The organism is Xanthomonas floridensis, from assembly GCF_001642575.1.
In the GTDB taxonomy this organism is placed as follows: Bacteria; Pseudomonadota; Gammaproteobacteria; order Xanthomonadales; family Xanthomonadaceae; genus Xanthomonas; species Xanthomonas floridensis.
In genome coordinates this window covers 246,627-266,137 of record NZ_LXNG01000012.1, presented here as the reverse complement: position 1 = coordinate 266,137, position 19,511 = coordinate 246,627, and the positions used below count along the sequence as shown (strand labels likewise).

The 19,511-nt window shown below is 65.9% G+C and carries 16 protein-coding genes and 1 other RNA gene; 5 read left to right on the top strand and 12 right to left on the bottom strand.

The features are described from left to right. Positions 1-67 precede the first annotated feature (67 nt). The 5 genes from folC to A7D17_RS08500 form a co-directional block, all read right to left on the bottom strand. Positions 68-1,366 carry a bifunctional tetrahydrofolate synthase/dihydrofolate synthase gene (folC, locus tag A7D17_RS08520; protein WP_064508680.1) on the bottom strand — a complete coding sequence of 433 codons (1,299 nt, stop codon included), beginning with the start codon at positions 1,364-1,366 and terminating at the stop codon, positions 68-70. 342 nt (positions 1,367-1,708) lie between these two features. Next, positions 1,709-1,780: non-coding RNA, sX9 sRNA (locus A7D17_RS08515), on the bottom strand. Positions 1,781-1,840: 60 nt separating this feature from the next. Beyond that, the gene (locus A7D17_RS08510) at positions 1,841-2,485 is read right to left on the bottom strand and encodes a histidine phosphatase family protein (RefSeq protein WP_064508679.1); all 645 of its coding nucleotides are present in this window, start codon (positions 2,483-2,485) and stop codon (positions 1,841-1,843) included. 88 nt (positions 2,486-2,573) lie between these two features. Then, positions 2,574-4,658 carry a S46 family peptidase gene (locus A7D17_RS08505; protein WP_193395329.1) on the bottom strand — a complete coding sequence of 695 codons (2,085 nt, stop codon included), beginning with the start codon at positions 4,656-4,658 and terminating at the stop codon, positions 2,574-2,576. A gap of 215 nt (positions 4,659-4,873) precedes the next feature. Further along, entirely contained in the window at positions 4,874-6,955 is a 2,082-nt protein-coding gene (locus A7D17_RS08500; protein ID WP_064508677.1) for a phosphocholine-specific phospholipase C, read from the bottom strand. A gap of 104 nt (positions 6,956-7,059) precedes the next feature. Between A7D17_RS08500 and A7D17_RS08495 the strand changes: the two genes are divergently transcribed. From A7D17_RS08495 to tdh, 3 genes are read left to right on the top strand one after another with little or no spacing between them, the layout of a single operon-like run. Beyond that, positions 7,060-9,474, top strand: coding sequence for a TonB-dependent receptor domain-containing protein (locus A7D17_RS08495; protein WP_082861813.1), 2,415 nt, complete (start codon positions 7,060-7,062; stop codon positions 9,472-9,474). Positions 9,475-9,485: 11 nt separating this feature from the next. Continuing rightward, on the top strand, positions 9,486-10,067 hold the full coding sequence (locus A7D17_RS24005; RefSeq protein ID WP_153041917.1) for a hypothetical protein: 582 nt from the start codon (positions 9,486-9,488) through the stop codon (positions 10,065-10,067). Positions 10,068-10,100: 33 nt separating this feature from the next. Further along, the gene (tdh, locus tag A7D17_RS08485; protein WP_064508674.1) at positions 10,101-11,135 is read left to right on the top strand and encodes an L-threonine 3-dehydrogenase; all 1,035 of its coding nucleotides are present in this window, start codon (positions 10,101-10,103) and stop codon (positions 11,133-11,135) included. Between the two features lie 158 nt (positions 11,136-11,293). On the opposite strand, the gene A7D17_RS08480 is transcribed toward tdh, so the two are convergent. From A7D17_RS08480 to A7D17_RS08460, 5 genes are all read right to left on the bottom strand, one after another. After that, positions 11,294-12,007 (bottom strand): TorF family putative porin, encoded by a 714-nt coding sequence (locus A7D17_RS08480; RefSeq protein WP_064508673.1) that lies wholly within the window; start codon positions 12,005-12,007, stop codon positions 11,294-11,296. A gap of 379 nt (positions 12,008-12,386) precedes the next feature. Then, entirely contained in the window at positions 12,387-13,418 is a 1,032-nt protein-coding gene (locus A7D17_RS08475; protein ID WP_064508672.1) for a sulfate/molybdate ABC transporter ATP-binding protein, read from the bottom strand. Positions 13,419-13,425: 7 nt separating this feature from the next. Further along, positions 13,426-14,379: a sulfate ABC transporter permease subunit CysW gene (gene cysW, locus A7D17_RS08470; RefSeq protein WP_064508671.1), complete on the bottom strand. Its 954-nt coding sequence runs from the start codon at positions 14,377-14,379 to the stop codon at positions 13,426-13,428. Further along, a complete protein-coding gene (cysT, locus tag A7D17_RS08465) occupies positions 14,376-15,239 on the bottom strand; it encodes a sulfate ABC transporter permease subunit CysT (protein WP_064508670.1) in 864 nt (287 codons plus the stop codon). Before cysT ends, cysW begins: the two co-directional genes overlap by 4 nt. 2 nt (positions 15,240-15,241) lie before the next feature. Further along, on the bottom strand, positions 15,242-16,258 hold the full coding sequence (locus A7D17_RS08460; protein ID WP_064508729.1) for a sulfate ABC transporter substrate-binding protein: 1,017 nt from the start codon (positions 16,256-16,258) through the stop codon (positions 15,242-15,244). Positions 16,259-16,428: 170 nt separating this feature from the next. Here A7D17_RS08460 and kbl point away from each other — a divergent pair, with 170 nt between their 5' ends. Both kbl and A7D17_RS08450 read left to right on the top strand, forming a co-directional pair. Then, a complete protein-coding gene (gene kbl, locus A7D17_RS08455) occupies positions 16,429-17,637 on the top strand; it encodes a glycine C-acetyltransferase (protein ID WP_064508728.1) in 1,209 nt (402 codons plus the stop codon). Positions 17,638-17,639: 2 nt separating this feature from the next. Beyond that, entirely contained in the window at positions 17,640-18,044 is a 405-nt protein-coding gene (locus A7D17_RS08450; RefSeq protein WP_064508669.1) for a hypothetical protein, read from the top strand. Here A7D17_RS08450 and A7D17_RS08445 read toward each other — a convergent pair. Together A7D17_RS08445 and A7D17_RS08440 are read right to left on the bottom strand one after the other, a co-directional pair. Beyond that, entirely contained in the window at positions 17,983-18,843 is an 861-nt protein-coding gene (locus A7D17_RS08445) for a pseudouridine synthase (protein WP_064508668.1), read from the bottom strand. The two genes, A7D17_RS08450 and A7D17_RS08445, sit on opposite strands and share 62 nt — an antisense overlap. A 19-nt stretch (positions 18,844-18,862) precedes the next feature. Beyond that, positions 18,863-19,369, bottom strand: a complete 507-nt coding sequence (locus A7D17_RS08440) for a hypothetical protein (RefSeq protein WP_064508667.1) — start codon at positions 19,367-19,369, stop codon at positions 18,863-18,865. Positions 19,370-19,511: the final 142 nt, after the last annotated feature.

Genomic DNA, 19,511 nt, shown 5'->3' with positions numbered 1-19,511 from the left:
GAAGAGAGCTAAAGGCGGCGTGGCGGGGTGCCGCGGCGATTATAAGGCCGGCGCCCGCTCGCCGACCCTAACGGGCTGAACGAAGTGCGCTCAGCGCGTCGGCAACGGTGTGAAACGAGCCGAACACCAGCACCCGATCGCCGGCCTGGGCAGCGGCCAGCACTGCCTGCAGCGCCGCAGCAACGCTGGCGTGGCAAGCGGCCTGTGCGGCGGCAGTGTCGCGCAGGCGTTGCTGCAGGGCCTGGGCCGACTGACCGCGCGTTCCGTCCAACCCTGCCAGCACCCAGTCGTCGACCTGCGCCGCCAAGGCCTCGACCACACCCGGCGCATCCTTGTCGGCCAGCGCGGCATAGATCGCATACGTGCTGCCGGCATGCGCCTGCGCACCGAGCGCAGCGGCCAGCGCGCGTGCGGCCTGCGGGTTGTGACCGACATCCAGCAACACCTGCACGCCCTCGACCTCAAGGCGTTGCCATCGCCCGGCCAGGTGTGCGTTGCCGATGCCCTGCGCCCAGGCTGCATCGGGCAACTCCACCGGCAGCGCCTGCAATGCGGCGATTGCGGCAGCGGCGTTGGCCAGCTGTACCGGCGCGTGCAATGCCGGCATCGGCAATTGCAGCGTCACGGCCACATCGCGCCAGCGCCATTGCCGCGCATCGGCGTGCGGGGTCTCACCCTGCCCTGCGTCGATCGGCTCGAAGAAGTAATCGCTACCGGCTCGGATCGCATTGGCGCCCAGCAGGTAAGCGCGGCGCAGCACGCTCGACGGCGGGTCGATCTCACCCAGCACCACCGGCTTCCACGCGCGGATGATGCCGGCCTTCTCGGCACCGATCGCCTCGCGGTCCTCGCCCAGCCAGTCGGTGTGGTCGATATCGACCGTGGTGATCACGGCGACGTCCGAGTCGACGATATTGACCGCATCCAGCCGTCCACCCAGGCCGATTTCCAACACCGCCAACTCCAGCGCGGAGTGTTGAAACAGCCACAGCGTCGCCAGCGTGCCGAACTCGAAATAGGTCAGCGCGGTGTCGCCGCGCGCTGCCTCTACCGCAGCAAACGCATCGACCAGCTGCGCGTCGCTGGCCTCCTCGCCATCGATACGCACGCGCTCGTTGTAGCGCACCAGATGCGGCGACGTGTAGGCACCCACCCTCCACCCGGCAGCACGCCCGATCGCCTCGATAAAGGCCACGGTCGAGCCCTTGCCATTGGTGCCCCCCACGACGATGACATGCCTGGCTGGCGCTGCAATCTGCAACCGCGCGGCGACTTCGCGCACGCGCTCCAACCCCATCGCGATACTGTTGGGGTGTTGCTGCTCGATATAAGCGAGCCAATCGGAGAGTGTGGTGGGAGTGGTCACGGGGTTACCTGATGTCGTGCGTTGCGCCGCGCATTATCGCGCTTGCGATGCCGCTGTGGTCTTTGAATCACCACAGCAGTTACTGCATCGGAGTCACGTGGCGCCAACGATGCAATCCATTTCGATTGACGCGTCTGTCGGCAGAGAAAACTGATATCTGGCACGCACGCAATGCCAGGAAGATCGGAAGACTTTTGAATTCCATCCGATGACATCGCCGGTTGCCGGTGCGCTGACTCCTTCAATGCTGGGTCGGAGACCGAGCCCTCCCCAACGTCGTGACTTAGCACGCATCGCGGTTGCGTCCTGCCGGACGCGCCACCCGTCAGATCGCCTTCGAGTGGCTATCAACACGGAGCGGGCGGTCGCTAGGTGCGTACGCCGCGGAGGAACCGACGTGCACGCGTGGTACATGCCGATTCGAGCGCCGGCGGCGCCCGCCTGGCAGCCGCGCGGTTGCTTTGCTAGCTGCTCTTACAACGCCCGATGCTTGGCCTCACCAAAGAACGGTGTGTGATGCGCACAATCGTTGAGGCGCACCACTTCCAGGTGCTCGACGTCGTCGCCTTCGAGCAGGTTGAGCGTGGTCGGGGCCTGGCGAAAGCTCCACAGCCTGGACAACGGCAGGCCCAGGATCTTGCACAGGATCACGCGATTGACGGCGTCGTGCGCGACCACCAGCAGGGTGTCGTCGACACCCAGTCCATCGGCGGCGCGCGCCAGGCCGCGCCAGCTGCGGTCCAGCACCTGGCGCAGCGATTCGCCGCCGGGCATCAGCACGGTATCGGGTTCCTCGCGCCATGCGCGCAGGCGTGCCGGGTCCCTGTCGTTGATTTCGCTTGCAAGCAACCCTTCCCATTCGCCATGCGCGATTTCCTGCAGGTCGGCATCGGTCTGCAGCAGCGAGGCGCGCGACGCACCCAGGGCGGCCTTGGCAGTGGCCTGCGCGCGCGACAGCGGCGAGGCGACCGCGCGGGTGATCTGCAAGGCCTGCAGCCGTTCGCCCAATGCGCGCGCCTGGCCTTCGCCGACCGGCGACAGCGGAATATCGATCTGACCCTGGTAACGGCCTTCGGCGTTCCACGGCGTCTCGCCGTGACGAGCAAGCAGGATGCGCATGCGCTGAGAGTTCCTTGGGGGAGGGGCCGGCTCGCGGCAGCGAAACCGGACCGCATCATAACCGCTCCCCGCCCACGGCCCGGCCGACTCAGCGCACACCCAGCTCCTTCAGCAGCTGCGGCGCAGGCGCCACCTCGGTCATGATCCAGCGCAGGTAGCGGCTGTCCACGGCGATCATGCGGGTCATGCCCGGATCGAAGATCCAGTTGCTGCTCACCGATTCCCAGTTGCCGTCGAACGCCAGGCCGACCAGCTTGCCGTGCGCGTCCATCACCGGCGAGCCGGAATTGCCGCCGGTGATGTCCAGGTCCGACAGAAAGTTGACCGGCACCGAGCCCAGTCGCTTGTCGTCCAGACCGGCGTAGCGCTTGGCCTTCACCGCGTCCAGCAGCGGCTTGGGCGAGTCGAACGGATCGGCGCCGGTGTCCTTGGCGGTCACGCCCTCCAGCGTGGTGAACGGCGTGTAGGCCATGCCGTCCCTGGGCGCGTAACCCTTGACGTTGCCGAAGGTGATGCGCAGCGACAGGTTGGCATCCGGATAGACCGCCTCGCCCCTGCTCTTCTTGTAGTCGGCCAGCGCCTGCAGATAGAGCGGCCGCGCCTTGAGCGCTTCGCCGGTTTCGAGCTTGTCCTCGCGCTCGATCTGCAGCAGTGCCGGCATCACCGCCACTGCATACCGGATTGCCGGATCGGTGCTGGCCTCGAACGCGGCACGGTCGGCAGTCAACCATTTCAGGCGCGCCTCGGTGCTGCCCAGGGTGGTGGCATCGAGCTTGGCAAGCGCCCCCTGCACGGCGGCCGCATCGCCGCCGCCCAGCCACTGGTCCAGCGCCGCAATGCGTTGATCGGCAGGCAGCGCGATGTACTGGCTGAGCCAGTAGTGCTGCAGCTGCCGGTCCATGGCCGGCACGTAGCGGCGCTCCATCTGCTTCATCGTGCCTTCGATGGCCGGCAGGTCGCGCTCCTGATATCCCGATTCGCGCTCGGCATTGGGCTTGGCGCGCTCCAGGGCCAACCGGTACAACGTTACCGCCGCGCCCACCGTGCCGGTGGTATCGAACTGGCGCAGCACGAAGTCGCGGCGCTGAGTGGCCTGGTCGCGCTTGACCAGCGTGACCAGGGTGTCGTGGGCCTTGAGCGCGGCGCGGCCGCTGGCGCCCTGCCGCTTGAGCCAGGCCAGCACGGCGGCTTCATCGGCCTGCTTCTGCGCCTGCGCGCCGATCCGCTTGAACCCTTCCAGCTGACCGTCGAAATTCTTGGCGGCGTTGTTGAGGCTGGCAACGGTACTGGCGTACTTCACCTGGATGTCCGGGTTCTGCTTGCCGGCCTGCTCGATCAGCGCAATCACATCCTTCAGGTGGCGGCCGACCACCGGGTAGGTCCAGCTGGCGGTGTTGTCGAATTCGGCCGCCAGTGCATAACGGTTGGTCCGGCCCGGATAGCCGGCCACCATCACGAAATCACCGGCACCCAGCGGCTGGTCGGCGAACGTGAGGAAATGCCTGGGCTGGTACGGCACATTGTCCTTGGCATAGGCGGCCGGCTTGCCGTCCTTGCCGACGTAGGCGCGGTAGAACGAGAAATCGCCGGTATGACGCGGCCACATCCAGTTGTCGACGTCGCCGCCGAACTTGCCCACGCTGGCAGGCGGTGCGTAGGCCAGGCGTACGTCCTTGATCTCCAGGTTCTTGAACAGCCGGTAGGTGTTGCCGCCGGCAAAGCTGAAAAACTGGCAGCGATAGCCGGGCTGCGCTTCGCATTGGGCGATCTGCTGCTTGCTGAACTCCTCCAGCGCCAGGGTGCGCTTGAGCGGGTCATCGCCAGCCGCCGCCATGGCGGCCTTGGCGGCAGTGGTGACATCAGCAATGGCGTCCAGCACATAGATGCGTGCGGTAGGGCCGGCGCTGAGTTCGTCAGCCGGTGTGGCCGCGCTGAAGCCGTCCTTGATCAGGTTTTTCTGCGCGGTGGAATTGAGCTGGATTGCGCCGTAGGCGCAGTGGTGGTTGGTCACCACCAGGCCCTGCGGCGACACGAAGCTGGCGGTGCAGCCGCCCAGCGCCACCACCGCGCCCATCGGGTCGCCAGTGAGATCGGCCAGCTGTTGCGGCGACAGTTGCAAGCCGGCCTGCTTCAACGGCCCGGCGATATCGGGCAATTGCTGCGGTACCCACATCCCCTCGCCCGCCTGTGCGGAAGACGCCACGGCGAGTGTGGACAACATCGAAACGGCAAGCAGACGTGGGCGCATTGCATGATTCCGGCATAGGCGAGAGTTATAGTGTAACGCTCACGATTGCAGCCGAACGCATGACTGATGGCAGGGATACGTGACCTCGCAACCGCGCCAGACCACTTGATGCGCAGCTGGCCGGCCCGGCTCACCCAGGCTCAGGCGCGCCCAAAGCTGGGATCGCTGCGGCTGGGTCGCCCGGTTTCCAGGTGGCCGGCCAGGCGGCGGCGGAAAGCCGCACCCGGCTGCTCGATCACCAGGTCGTACCAGTGATCGCTCGCCGCCAGCGGCAGGCGGATGCTCTGCCGCTGGCCGGCGGCGAGTTGCAGCGGCCGCGGCGTCGGGTCGCCATGGTCCAGCGCACGCAATTGCAGCGCACAGGCCTGTCGCCCTGCGTTGCCGATCTCCAGCACCAGCGCATCGCCGTCCTGCCGCGCTTCCACCCAGGGGCTGGCCTGCTGCTCGGCGTCGGGGTGCAACTCGCCGGCGAACTCGCGCAGGAATCCATTCGGCCCATGCACGCGCAGCGCGTACGCCCCCTCGTGCAGCGCACCTACCGGAACATCGTCGAGCTGCGTGCCCGGCAACACGGTGTAGTACCAGGGCCCACCGCTGGCGGTGCGGGTATAGACGTTGAACGCTGCCGCAGCGGCGCCGCTGTTGACGAACTGCAACTGCAGCGCGTTGCCGGCGTGCACGCGCGCATGCACCTGCAGGGCATAGGGCAATGCGCGCGCGGGGCGTTGGCCCGGCTCCTGCCTTGGCATGCGAGGGTCGCTCGGCGGCACCGGTGACGGTTTGTTGCGCAACGAAGCGGTCCGCACGCGGTAGTCGTCGATCGATGGCAATGCGCTCAGTGCCGAATCGTCCGGTTTGCGGAAATCGAACACGCTGGTCAGATCGCCGCTGACCGCGCGGCGCCAGGGGCTGATGTTGGGCTCGGCCACGCCAAAGCGGCGCTCCAGCAGGCGCAGCACCGAGGTGTGGTCGAACACCTGTGAATTGACCCAGCCGCCGCGTGTAAACGGCGAGATCACCAGCATCGGCACGCGGATGCCCAGACCCACCGGTACGCCGTCATAGGCTTCGCCGCGCACATCGACATTGCTGCGCCCCATGCGCGCATCCAGCGCCGGCAGCGGCGCCGGCACATGATCGAAGAAACCGTCGTTCTCGTCGTAGTTGATGATCAAGGCCGTCTTCGCCCAGACCTGCGGATTGGAGGTCAACGCATCGATCAGCCGCGCCACCAGCGACTCACCGTAGGCCGGCGGTGCTTCGGGATGTTCACAGTACGCAGTGGGTGGAATGATCCACGACACCTGCGGCAGGCGATCGCCCTGCACGTCGGTCGCAATTGCGGCGACTAGATGATCGGCCTGTGTGGTGGCCGCGTTGTCTGCGGTGGATCCGGGCACGCAGGCACGCGCGCGGCGATAGCGCTCGTCGGCGGGATCGAGCCCACGGTAATGGGAAAAATACGCCAGCGAGTTGCAGCCGAAGTTGTCGTATTCCTGGTACACGCGCCAGTCGATGCCTGCCGCCTGCAGCCGCTGCGCATAGGTGGTCCAGCCCATCGCCGCGTAACCGGGTTTGTCGCGCGCCATGTCGGCGGTCCAGTTGCCGTCATCGGCATTGCTGGCCACCTGCGCGCGCAGATCGCCCACGCTCAGGCCGCTGGTGCCGGTGAACAGATACATGCGATTGGGATTGGTAGGCCCGTGCATCGAACAGAAATACCCATCGCAGATGGTGAAGGCATCGGCGAGCGCGTGGTAGTACGGGATGTCCTGGCGCTGGAAATAGCCCATCGTCAGCTCGCCCTTGTACGGCACCCAGGCATCGTATTCGGCCCAGCGCATCGGGTCCTGCCCATGGCCGGCCTTCCAGGAATGATCCAGGCTCTTGATCAGTGGTGCGCTGGTGTTGTGCGAATCGAACGCGAACGGCAACAGTCGCCGTCCATCGGCGGCAGGCTGGCTCCAGACCGGGTTGCCGTCGCGCAGCTGCAGCGCGTGCGGATCGCCGAAGCCGCGCACGCCGCGCAGCGCGCCGAAGTAATGATCGAACGAGCGGTTTTCCTGCATCAGGATCACCACATGCTCGATGTCGCGTAGCGTGCCGGTGCGCGCATTGGCCGGCAGCGCCAGCGCGCGGCCGATCGATGTCGGCAAGGCTCCGGCCGCGGTGAGCGCGGCAACGCGCTTGAGAAAATCGCGGCGCGAAGAAGATGACGTCATGACGGAAGCCTTGCCGAAGTCGGGGCGATGCAGCGCGTGTCGCGATGCGCAGCGCACACGTATAGCCGTCAAGCACGACAGTTTTGCGACAGCGGCCGTCATCAATGTTTCATGAGCCGTTGACACCCTGCGTCGCGAAACGCCGGTCTTGCACCGCGCGTCCGCCCCCAGCCGTGCTCGAACAGGATTCCCCCATGACTTCCGCTCGTCGTTTTGATGTCACTCCGTTGGCGCTGGCCCTGGCCGCGCTGCTTCCCGTCATGGCATACGCCGCCGAGCCGGTTGCCGCCGGCAGTGCAGATGCTCCGGCCGCAGTGGCCGATGCCGCGGGAAACGCCACCCAACTGGATGCGATCAATGTGGTCTCGCAGGGCAGTACGCGCCAGGTGCAGCGCATCAGCCGGCAGGACATCGAGCAGCTGACACCGGGCAGCAGCGCCTTCAAGGCAGTCGAAAAACTGCCGGGCGTGCAGTTCCAGTCCGCCGATCCGTTCGGTACCTACGAGTGGTCCACGCAGGTCACCCTGCACGGTTTCGATCAGAGCCGCCTGGGCTACACGCTGGATGGCATTCCGCTGGGCAACATGAGCTACGGCGTCACCAACGGCCTGCACATCACCCGCGCCATCATTTCCGAAAACCTCGGTTCGGTAGAGATCGCGCAAGGCGCCGGTGCACTGGGCACCGCCTCCAACACCAATCTCGGCGGCACCATGCAGTTTTACTCGGCCGATCCGCAGACCACGCCCGGTGCGCGGCTGGTGCAAACGGTGGGCAGCGATGCAACCCGCCGCACCTTCGTGCGCGCCGACACCGGCGATCGCAATGGCCTGTCGGCGTACCTGTCCTACGCCAATGCCAGCACCGACAAGTGGAAGGGCTTCGGCGACCAGACATCCGAACAGGCCAACCTCAAGACCGTCTACCAATGGGGCGACGGTAATCGCCTGAGCCTGTTCCTGGATACCTCGCGGCGCAAGGAATACGACTACATGGACCTGTCGTTGACCAGCCAGCGCGCGCTGGGCTGGGACTACGACTACCTGCAGCCGGATTGGGCCACTGCCGTGCAGATGGCCCGCGCGTACCAGAGCACCGGCGCCACCAGCGGCGTGGCCAATGGCTATCCGCAATCGCTGGCCGGCCTGCCCAGCGACTACAGCTGGCTGGATGCCAGCTACTACGCCGGCGGCGGCCTGCGTCGGGATAATCTGGCCGGCCTGTCGGGAACGTTCGTGTTCGGCGGTGCAACCCTGGATGCCGCCGGCTACTACCACGCCAATCGGGGCGAAGGGCAATGGGTGACGCCATATGTCGTCACCTCGGCGCAGATTCCAGTGTCGATGCGCACCACCGACTACGGGCTGGATCGTTTTGGCGGCACCAGTGCGCTGAAGTGGTCGTGGGGCAACCACGATCTGGAGATCGGTGCCTGGGCCGAGAACGCGGGTACCACGCAGGGCCGCAACTACTTCGCGCTCGGTAACGAGGGCTACACCTCGCTGTACAACGTCTTTGAGGCGCAGACTCCGTTCCGCCGCGATTTCCTGCAGCGCTACACCACCCAGACCCGCATGCTGTACCTGCAGGACACCGTGCGCCTGCTCGATGACCGCCTCACGCTGAACTACGGCGCAAAGGCGCTCGACACCACCACACGCGCGCAATCGCTGGTGCCGACCACCGCGCTGGCGCAAGGCCGCATCCGTGCCGAAGACAACTTCCTGCCGCAGGTGGGCATCAACTACAAGCTCGACGAGCGCCAGGACCTCTACGCTTCCTACAGCAAGAACATCGCTGCATTCGGGTTCACCCCGTTCGCCACCTCGCAGGCCGCATTCGATCGCAGCCGCTCCACGCTGGAGCCGGAAGAATCGCAGACCGTGCAGGTGGGTTACCGCGTGCAGGATGCGCAGTTCCAGCTGTCGGCCGACGCCTATTTCACCAAGTTCTCCAACCGCTTGTTGACCACTTCGCCGTGCACCGCGGTGCAGACCTGCGCGGCGATCCTGAGCAACGTCGGCGCCGTGCATAGCGCCGGTGCCGACCTGGCGCTGATGTGGCGCCCGGTCGAAGGCCTGAGCTGGTTGAACTCGCTGTCGTGGAATCGCTCGCGTTATCAGGACGATTACCTCAACAACGGCGTGGTCGCCACCTCCGGCAAGGACGTGGTCGGCATTCCCGCGCTGATGTTCTCTTCCAGCGCCAGCTACCAGCTCGGCAACCTGCGCCTGGACCTGGACGGCAAGTACGTCGACAAGCGCTATATCACCTTCCTCAACGATTCGCAGGTGCCTTCGTACTGGCTGTTCAATGCCGGCGCGCGTTACGACTTCGGCCGCCTCGGCGGGGTAGCGGACGTGGCCCTGGCGCTCAATGTCACCAACCTCACCGACAAGCGCTACTTCGCCAGCACCGGCACCAACGGCTATGTCGCCTCCGATCCGGCCGGCTACAACCAGACCATGGTGGTCGGTGCGCCGCGGCAGACCTTCCTGAGCCTGGATGTGAAATTCTGAGCATCTGCCGATTGCGCCCTCATCCGGCGCTGCGCGCCACCTTCTCCCGCATGCGGGAGAAGGGTGAAAACGGTGGTGACCTCCATTCGGCGCTGCGCATCGCCTTTCCCCGCATGCGGGAGAAGGCTGAAGACGGTGGTGACCTCCATCCGGCGCTGTGCATCGCCTTCCCCCGCAAGCGGGAGAAGGCTGAAGGCGGTGACCTCCATCCGGCGCTGCGCATCGCCTTTCCCCGCATGCGGAAGAAGGGTGAAGGCGGTGGTGACCTCCATCCGGCGCTGTGCTCCACCTTCTCCCACATGCGGAAGAAGGGTGAAGGCGGTCGTGGCCTCCATCCGGCGCTGTGCTCCACCTTCTCCCACATGCGGAAGAAGGGTGAAGGCGGTGGTGACCTCCATCCGGCGCTGCGCATCGCCTTCCCCCGCAAGCGGGGGAAGGTGCCCGAAGGGCGGATGGGGGCAGCGCGAGGTCGCCCCTTACCCGGCTCGTGCGCCCGCTCGTACACCGCCTGCTCCCGTCTCCCGGCAGGCGCCGGATCAACGTGGGCGGCCGTCCTGCACTGCCGCATGGCGAATGCGGCATCGGGCATATAATTGCCGACTTATTTCACTTAGCAGGCTCGCCATATGGCGCAGACGATGAAAGCGCTGGTCAAGCGCGACGCGGGAAAAGGCATCTGGATGGAGCAGGTGCCGGTTCCCACCCCCGGCCCCAACGAGGTGCTGATCAAGCTCGAAAAGACCGCCATCTGCGGCACCGACCTGCACATTTACCTGTGGGACGAGTGGAGCCAGCGCACCATCACCCCCGGCCTGACCATCGGCCATGAGTTCGTCGGCCGCGTAGCCGAGCTCGGTTCAGCGGTGACCGGCTACCAGGTCGGCCAACGCGTCTCGGCCGAAGGCCACATCGTCTGCGGCCATTGCCGCAACTGCCGCGGTGGCCGCCCGCACCTGTGCCCCAACACGGTGGGCATCGGCGTCAACGTCAACGGCGCCTTTGCCGAATACATGGTGATGCCCGCCTCCAACCTGTGGCCAATCCCGGATCAGATCCCCTCCGAACTGGCGGCATTCTTCGACCCTTACGGCAACGCCGCGCATTGCGCGCTGGAGTTCGACGTCATCGGCGAGGACGTGCTGATCACCGGCGCCGGCCCGATCGGCATCATTGCGGCGGGCATCTGCAAGCACATCGGTGCGCGCAACGTGGTGGTCACCGACGTCAACGATTTCCGTCTCAAGCTGGCCGCCGACATGGGCGCCACCCGCGTGGTCAACGTGTCCAATACGTCGTTGAAGGACGTGATGAAGGACCTGCACATGGAAGGCTTCGACGTGGGCCTTGAGATGAGCGGCAACCCGCGCGCGTTCAACGACATGCTCGATTGCATGTACCACGGCGGCAAGATCGCCATGCTCGGCATCATGCCGCGCGGTGCCGGTTGCGACTGGGACAAGATCATCTTCAAGGGCCTTACTGTGCAAGGCATCTACGGCCGCAAGATGTATGAGACCTGGTACAAGATGACCCAGCTGGTGCTGTCGGGCTTCCCGTTGCAGAAGGTGCTGACCCACCAGCTGCCGATCGACGATTTCCAGAAGGGTTTCGACCTGATGGAAGAAGGCAAGGCCGGCAAGGTCGTATTGAGCTGGAACTGATCGACTGATCCTGCAGATACGCAAAAGGCGCCGCGAGGCGCCTTTTGTATTTCCGTTTCCTGACCTCACCTGGATGCAGAGACCGAAGATGCTGCGCGCAACGCTTCCCGACGCACGGTGATGCAGCAAAGGTGTGGAGTCGCTTCAGCCAATCACACTTACGGCCAAGTGACCGTTGCCGTCGCCACCAGATGGTTCTGCGAATTCTGTCGTCCGAAGCCGAATTCGGCCGCTTCGCTGGTGTCGTAATAGCCCACGCTCAGGCCCAGTGGACCGAAGGTCTTGCCCACGTTGACGCCAAAATCGTTGTAGTCGTGATCGACCTGGCTCAGCGCCGAGGTGTAGATGCTGTGCCCGGCATGCGCGCCGATGGTGAAGTTGTGCGGCAACGCCCAATTGGCATCCAGCGCGTAGTAATACCCATCGGTATCGGTGCCGTACAGATCGTTGGTGTACGCCAGGGTCAGGCTATAGGTCTTCAGGAACGTGGTCTTGGTGATCAGCTCGGCGTAGTTGGACGCACCGGCACCGAGATAGTGATAGCGGTTCACCATCACGTCGAAATTGAAATTCGCACTCAAGTCGGTGTTGTAGCCGACAAAACCGTCCACTTCCCAGTCCGGATCGCCCGCGCCGAAATCGACATTGGAGCCCCAGGTCCCGACGTAGAAGCCATACGGCAGCTTGTAGGTCAGGCCCGCCTGGAACGCAGGTTCTTCGTTGGTCTGCGAGATGCCGCGGAACAGGTAATCGCTGGTCAGCGCAAACGTGCCACTGAGCGGTGGCGCGGGCGCGTCTTCGTCTTGCGCCTGGGCCAGGGGCACCACGCCAAACAGCAACGACAGACAACAAGCGAGCGAGGACGGCTTCATGGGGCTTCTCCTGGAGCGATGGGCGGTCGGATGGCGCGAAGCGAGAGCTGCAATGGATTCTTAGTCGAACTGTCGTTGCAGCGCAACATAAAAGTCGCGCTCGCTTGATCCAGCGCACATCCTTCGCCTGTCGATGCGCCGATCGGGTATGCGTGTCATCGACCGCCGCTGCGGAATCTTGATGTTGGGGAATCGGGAGTCGGGAGTCGGGAATCGTTCGCGAACCACCCATTGCCTCGCATGCAGCGCGGCTAGCGCCGATCGCTTGCCGGTCGGTCGTGGGACACCGCATTCAAGGGCACGGCAAACCGGGGGCTCCCCTCAGCAACTCCCGGGCACTTCCATCGCGCCCCGAGTGAAACGCCTCGGCGGCGGCTCCTCAGGCCGGAAACACCCCGTACTGGCGTGCGGCCAGTCGCAGCTGTTGGCCGGGCTGGAAATTGCCGGCCGAGGCCGGCAGCTCCACTTCCACTTCGTTGCCTGCCGGCTGCAGGGTGGCGCGCAGCCGCAGCCGTGGGCCGCTGCGCTGCGACCAGGCCACCGTGGCCGGCCAGCCGGCGTCATCGGGCACCAGGTCCTCGGGCCGCACGTAGACTTCCACAGGGCCGGCAGCCAGTGCAGCATTGGCTGCCGGCAAGGCATGACCTGCCACGTGGATCTGCCCCTGCTCGAGCACGCCGGGAATGCGGTTTACTGCCCCCACGAAGGAATACACGAACGGCGAGGCCGGCTTGTCATAGATCAGCGCCGGGGTGTCGAGCTGTTCGATGCGACCGCGGTTGAGGATGGCAACCCGGTCAGCCAGCTCCAGCGCCTCCTCCTGGTCATGGGTCACGAACACCGTGGTCAGGCCGGTGCGCTCGTGCAACTCACGCAGCCAGCGCCGCAGGTCGCGGCGCACCTGCGCATCCAGCGCGCCGAAGGGCTCGTCCAGCAACAGCACGCGCGGTTCGATCGCCAGCGCCCGCGCCAGCGCCACGCGCTGCCGCTGGCCGCCGGACAGCTGGGTGGGATAACGCTGCTCGAGACCCTGCAGCTGCACCAACGCCAGCAACTCTTCCACCCGCGCGCGGATCCGCGCTTCGGCCCAGCGCTCGTTGCCGCGCCGCACGCGCAGCCCGAAGGCGATGTTCTCGAACACATCCATGTGCTTGAACAGCGCGTAATGCTGGAAGACGAAGCCGACCCGGCGCGATTGCACGCTCATGCGGGTCGCGTCCTCGTCGCCGAACAGCACCTGCCCACCATCGGCGTGCTCCAGCCCGGCCATGATCCGCAACAAGGTGGTCTTGCCCGACCCGGACGGCCCCAGCAACGCCAGCAGCTCGCCCTGGCGCACGTCCAGGCTGATGTCGTCCAGTGCGGTGAAACTCTCGAACTGCTTGCGCAGGCGGTGGATACGGATGCCCATGGTGACCTCAGTGGCGGTGGTTGGCGGCCAGCGAATCGCCGTGCCGCCATTCCAGGTACGTCTTCAGCGCCAGCGTCAGCAGCGCGGTCAATGCCAGCAGCGAGGCACATGCGAATGCCGCGCTGTAGGCGTATTCGTTGTAGAGAATCTCCACATGCAGCGGCAGCGTATTGGTGCGCCCGCGGATATGCCCGGACACCACCGACACCGCGCCGAACTCGCCCATTGCCCGCGCCGCGCACAACAGCACGCCATACAGCAGGCCCCAGCGGATATTGGGCAGCGTTACCCGCCAGAACATTTGCCAGCCATTGGCGCCCAGGCTCAGCGCGGCCAATTCCTCGTCGCTGCCCTGCTGTTCCATCAGCGGCATCAACTCGCGCGCGATGAAGGGAAATGTCACGAACGTGGTGGCCAGCACAATGCCCGGCAACGCAAACACGATCCGTGGCAGCTGAATCACATATTCGCCCAGCGCCGGCAGCTGCACATGCCAGCCTTCGTCGATCAATGGCCAGGCCCAGCCATTGCGGCCGAAGATCAGCACGAAGATCAGCCCCGCCACTACCGGCGAGACCGAAAACGGCAGGTCGATCAGGCTGACCAGCAGGCGCTTGCCGCGGAACTGGTGCTTGCTCACCGCCCAGGCAGCGGCCACGCCGAACACCAGATTCAACGGCAGCACGAAGGCCGTCACCAGCAGCGTCAGCTTGATCGCCGACAGCGCATCCGGGTCGACCACCGCGCGCAGGAAGGTCTCCCAGCCGCCGCGCAGTGCTTCGGCGAAGACCAGCACCAGCGGCAGCAACAAGAACGCCAGCAGAAATCCCAGTGCACCCAGGATCATCAGCCACTGCACCCAGCGCGGCTCGTTGGTGGCCGAATCGGTGATGCGGCGCGCCTGCTCGGTCATCGCACGGGTCTGCAGCATCGAGGGCAACGAAGAAACAGCATCGGTCATGCCGGCCTCCGTTGATAGCGCAACAGGCGTGCCTGCAACGTGTTGACCACCAGCAGGATCACCAGCGACAGCAACAGCATCGCCGCCGCGATCGCGGTAGCGCCGGCATAGTCGAACTCTTCCAGCCGAATGGTGATCAGCAGCGGCGCGATCTCGGTGGAGTTGGGCAGGTTGCCGGCAATGAAGATCACCGACCCGTACTCCCCCACCCCGCGTGCGAAGGCCAGCGCAAATCCCGTCAGCACCGCCGGCCACAGCCCCGGCAACACCACCCGCCAGACCGTCTGCCAGCGCGAGGCGCCCAACGTGGCGGCCGCAGCCTCCATTTCACGATCGCTTTCGGCCAGCACCGGCTGCACCACCCGCACCACGAACGGCAGGCCAACGAACACCAGCGCGATCACGATGCCGAGCTGGGTATAGGCCACCTTGATCCCGGCCGCCTCCAGCCAGCGCCCGATCCAGCCGTTGCCGCCATACAACGCGGTCAGCGCGATACCGGCCACTGCGGTGGGCAGCGCGAACGGCAGGTCGATCACTGCATCGAAGAAGCGCTTGCCCGGGAAACGATAGCGCACGAACACCCAGGCCACCCAGGTGCCCATCAACGCATTGAACGCGCCTGCCGCCAGGGCGGTACCGAAACTGAGCCGCAACGCCGCCAGCACGCGCGGTTCGCTCCAGACCTTCCACAACCCTTCCCAACCCAAGCCGCTGGTCTTGATGAAGATGCCCAGCAACGGAATCAGCACGATCAGGCCGAGCCAGGTCAGGGTGATGCCCAGACTCAGGCCCAGCCCCGGCATCACGCGGCGGCGGCGCGCTGGCGACACCGGGCGGGGTGCAACCGAGGTCTGCATGCCTACTTCTTGGCCTGGATCTGGTCGAACAGGCCGCCGTCGGCGAAGTGTTCCTGCTGCGCCTTGTCCCAGGACCCGAACGCCTGCTGGATCGTCACCAGCTTGATGTCCGGGAAACGGGCCAGATCCGCCGGATCGGCAAACTCCGGATGGCGCGGGCGATAGAAATGCCTGGCCGCCAGCTTCTGCCCTTCCGGCGCGTACAGGTAGCGCAGATAGGCGTCGGCCACCTCGCGGGTGCCGTGCCTGTCGACGTTCTTGTCCACCAGCGCCACCGATGGCTCGGCCAGGATCGACAGCTTCGGCACCACGATCTCGAACTTGTCCTTGCCCAGTTCCTCGCGCGCCAGCAGCGCCTCGTTTTCCCAGGCCAGCAGTACGTCGCCGATACCCCGCTGGACGAAGGTGGTGGTCGCACCGCGCGCACCGGTGTCGAGTACCGGCACGTTGCGGAACAGCGCCTGCATGTAGCGCACGATGCGCTCGCGGTCGCCCTTGAAGATGTGATCCGCATACGCCCAGGCGGCCAGATAATTCCAGCGCGCGCCACCGGAGGTCTTGGGGTTGGGCGTCACCACCGCCACGCCCGAGCGCAGCAGGTCGGGCCAATCCTTGATGTTCTTCGGGTTGCCCTTGCGGACCAGGAACACGATGGTGGAGGTATACGGCGCGCTGTTGTCCGGCAGCCGCTTTTCCCAATCGCTGTCGATCAGCTTGGCCTTCTGCGCGATCGCATCCACGTCGTAGGCCAGCGCCAGGGTCACCACGTCTGCCTCGATCCCGTCGATGACCGCGCGCGCCTGCTTGCCGGACCCGCCGTGCGAGGTCTCCACCGTGACCGTGTCCTGCGGGTGCTGCTGTTTCCAGTGCGCCGCGAATGCGGTGTTGAAATCGCGGTAGAACTCGCGAGTGGGGTCGTAGCTCACATTGAGCAAACCGATGTCGCGTGCGCCTGCCGGGCCGGCCAGGGCCAGCAAGATGCATATGAAGGAAACAAGGCGGAAGCGGGGGTGTGTCACAACGATCTCCTGGCCGGGGGCACAGCTGAACAGCAAGCATGCCATGCTGCGCAGCGTCACGCGGGCGGTGAAATGACATCCACGCCGCTGCTTATGCCGATTTTGCATGACGTAGTGGTATGCCATGGTGATCGTTAAGATTGCGCTTCTTCCTTGCCACTGCGACCGCCATGACCCGTCCGCCTGCCGCGCTCACCGCCCACTACGCCGCCGAACTGGATGCCATCCAGTCCCAGGGCCTGTTCAAGTCCGAGCGCATCATCACCGGCCCGCAGTCGGCACAGATCACGCTGGCCGATGGCCGCAGCGTGCTGAACTTCTGCGCCAACAACTATCTTGGCCTGGCCGACCATCCGGATATCATCCAGGCCGCCAAGGATGCGCTGGACAGCCACGGCTTCGGCATGGCGTCGGTGCGCTTCATCTGCGGCACCCAGGACCTGCACAAGCAGCTCGAGCGCACCATCGCCGAGTTCTTCGGCACCGAGGACACCATCCTCTACGCCGCCTGTTTCGATGCCAACGGCGGCCTGTTCGAACCACTGCTCGGTGAGCACGATGCGATCATTTCCGATGCGCTCAACCACGCCTCCATCATCGACGGCGTGCGCCTGTGCAAGGCCAAGCGCTTCCGCTACGCCAACTGCGACATGGCCGATCTGGAAGCGCAGCTGCAGGCGGCAGACGCGGCCGGCTGCAAGACCAAGCTGATCACCAGCGACGGCGTGTTCTCGATGGACGGCTTCATTGCCCCGCTGGACGAAATCACTGCCCTGGCCCGCAAATACAACGCGCTGGTGCATATCGACGAATGCCATGCCACCGGCTTCCTGGGCGCCACCGGCCGCGGCTCGGCCGAGGTCAAGGGCGTGCTGGACCAGATCGACATCTTCACCGGCACGCTGGGCAAGGCCATGGGCGGCGCGCTGGGCGGCTTCACCACCGCCAGGCGCGAGGTGATCGAACTGCTGCGCCAGCGCTCGCGCCCTTACCTGTTCTCCAATTCGTTGCCGCCGCACGTGGTGGCTGCCGGCATCAAGGCGTTCGAGATGCTGGACGCGGCCGGCGAGCTGCGCACGCAACTGGTCGACAACACCCGCTATTTCCGCGAGCGCATGACCGCCGCCGGCTTCGACCTCAAGCCCGGCGTGCACCCGATCAGCCCGGTGATGCTCTACGACGCACCGCTGGCGCAGAAGTTCGCCGAGCGCCTGCTGGAAGAAGGCATCTACGCGATCGGCTTCTTCTTTCCGGTGGTGCCCAAGGGCCAGGCGCGTATCCGCACCCAGATCAGCGCAGCGCATACCCGGGAGCATCTGGATCAGGCCATCGACGCCTTCATCAAGATCGGCCGCGAACTGGACGTCATCAAGGCCTGAGCATGCGGACAGTGCTGCGCCGACGGCTGCTGCTCGCGGCGCAGACCGATGCCCAGGCCCGGTTGCTGGACGGCAGCTGGGAAACCCGCTGCCTGCATTGCCGTCGCCGCCTGCACATCGGCATCGACGGCGAACCGTTGGGGCACACCACACTGGAACACGTGGTGCCGCAGGCTTGGTTCGGGCGCCGCGCCGCAGCCGATCTGTGCATGCGGGTGGGCAATGCGCCCAACGATGCGCGCAATCTGGCGCTGGCCTGTGCAGGCTGCAATCACGCCAAGGGCCGGCGCCATGACGCCAACGGTGCCGGCGACGCACGCGCGGTGGACGTGGTGAGCGCCTTGCTCAGCGCGCGTCTGGCGCGCTGGCGCGACCCGGCGTCAGCGCCAGGACTTCCGCCGCACTGAGCATCCGCCAGGCGCCTTTGCCCAGCTCGCCGATTGCCAACGGCCCGATCGCCACGCGCACCAACCGCAGCACGCCGATGTCCACGGCCGCGAGCAATCGGCGGATCTGCCGGTTACGGCCTTCGTCCAGCACGATTTCCAGCCAGGCATTGCGCTCGCCCTCGCGCAGCAGACGCACCTGCTTTGCACGCAGCAATCCACCATCACTGTCGGGATCTGGATCGATCACTCCGACCTGCAGCTGCGCCAGCTGCCCGGCGTCCGGGTGGCAATCGATCTGCACGTGATAGGTCTTGTCCGGCCCGCTGGCGGGATCGGTCACCGCCGCCGCCCACTGCGGGTCGTTACTGAACAGCAGCAGGCCTTCGCTGGCCTTGTCCAGGCGCCCGACCGGCGCGATCCACGGCAGGCCCGCACCATCGAAACAGCGGTACACGGTGTCCCTGCCCTGCTCGTCGCGCACCGTGGTGACCACGCCGCGCGGCTTGTTGAGCATCAGGTAGATCCGCGCAGGTCCAGCCAGGGCTTGGCCGTCGATGGCGACGGCCGCATGTTGATCGGTGCGGATCGGGAATTCGGGGTCGCGGATCACCCGTCCATCGACGCTGACCCGCCCATCGGCGATCCAGCGGGCCGCCTCGGTCCGCGAGCACACGCCCAGCTTGGACAGCACCCGCGCCAGCCCATGCCGCGGCGCGGAGGTGCCCGGTGCGGCGGCGGACGCACGCGCGGCGCGCGCCGGCGGTGCCGGGCCACGCGTGCGAGGCCGGGACGTCGCCGGCGGAGGTCGCCGGGTCATGCCGTCCCGACCGCGTGGATTACTTGTTCTCGACCGGCTTGGCGTCGGCTGCCGGCGCCGCTGCAGCAGGAGCCGCACCGGGGGCAGGACGCGCCTTGACCACGCGCACGCCACGCGCCTTCATCCAGGCGTCGAATTCTTCGGCCGTCATGCGCTTGCCGTTCTGGCTCATGTCGAAGCGCCACGGGGTGTTGTCGAAAGCGGTGGTGGCCTTGTAGGCCGCCGGATCGTTCGGGTTGACGGTGCCGCCGGGCGGAATCACCTTGGCCACGTCCTGGCAGCCTTCCACGCGCAGGCGCAGCAGCACGCGGTCCACCGATTGATCGCTGCTGTAGGGCTGGGCCAGCACGCCAGTCGGCATGCCCAGCTGCACGCTGCGGGTATAGAACTCGGCGGCCGCCGGCGCAATCACGGTGGCGGGCAACGGCAGCGGCTGGGACACCGTGCTGCCGGCGCAGTTCGGAGTGGCGTAGGCGGCGGGAATCAGAGCGAGACAGAGCAGTCCTGCCGTAGCGGTACGCAGCATCGTTGGTTCTTCCAGTAAGAGTGTGGTGTCGACGCGGCGAGTGTAGGCAGCGATGAACGCTGTTTCAACAGGAACCGTGCCGGGAGGGCAACACAGACAGCATTGCAGCCTATGTGCCGAGGAATTGGGGGACTTTCGGAGC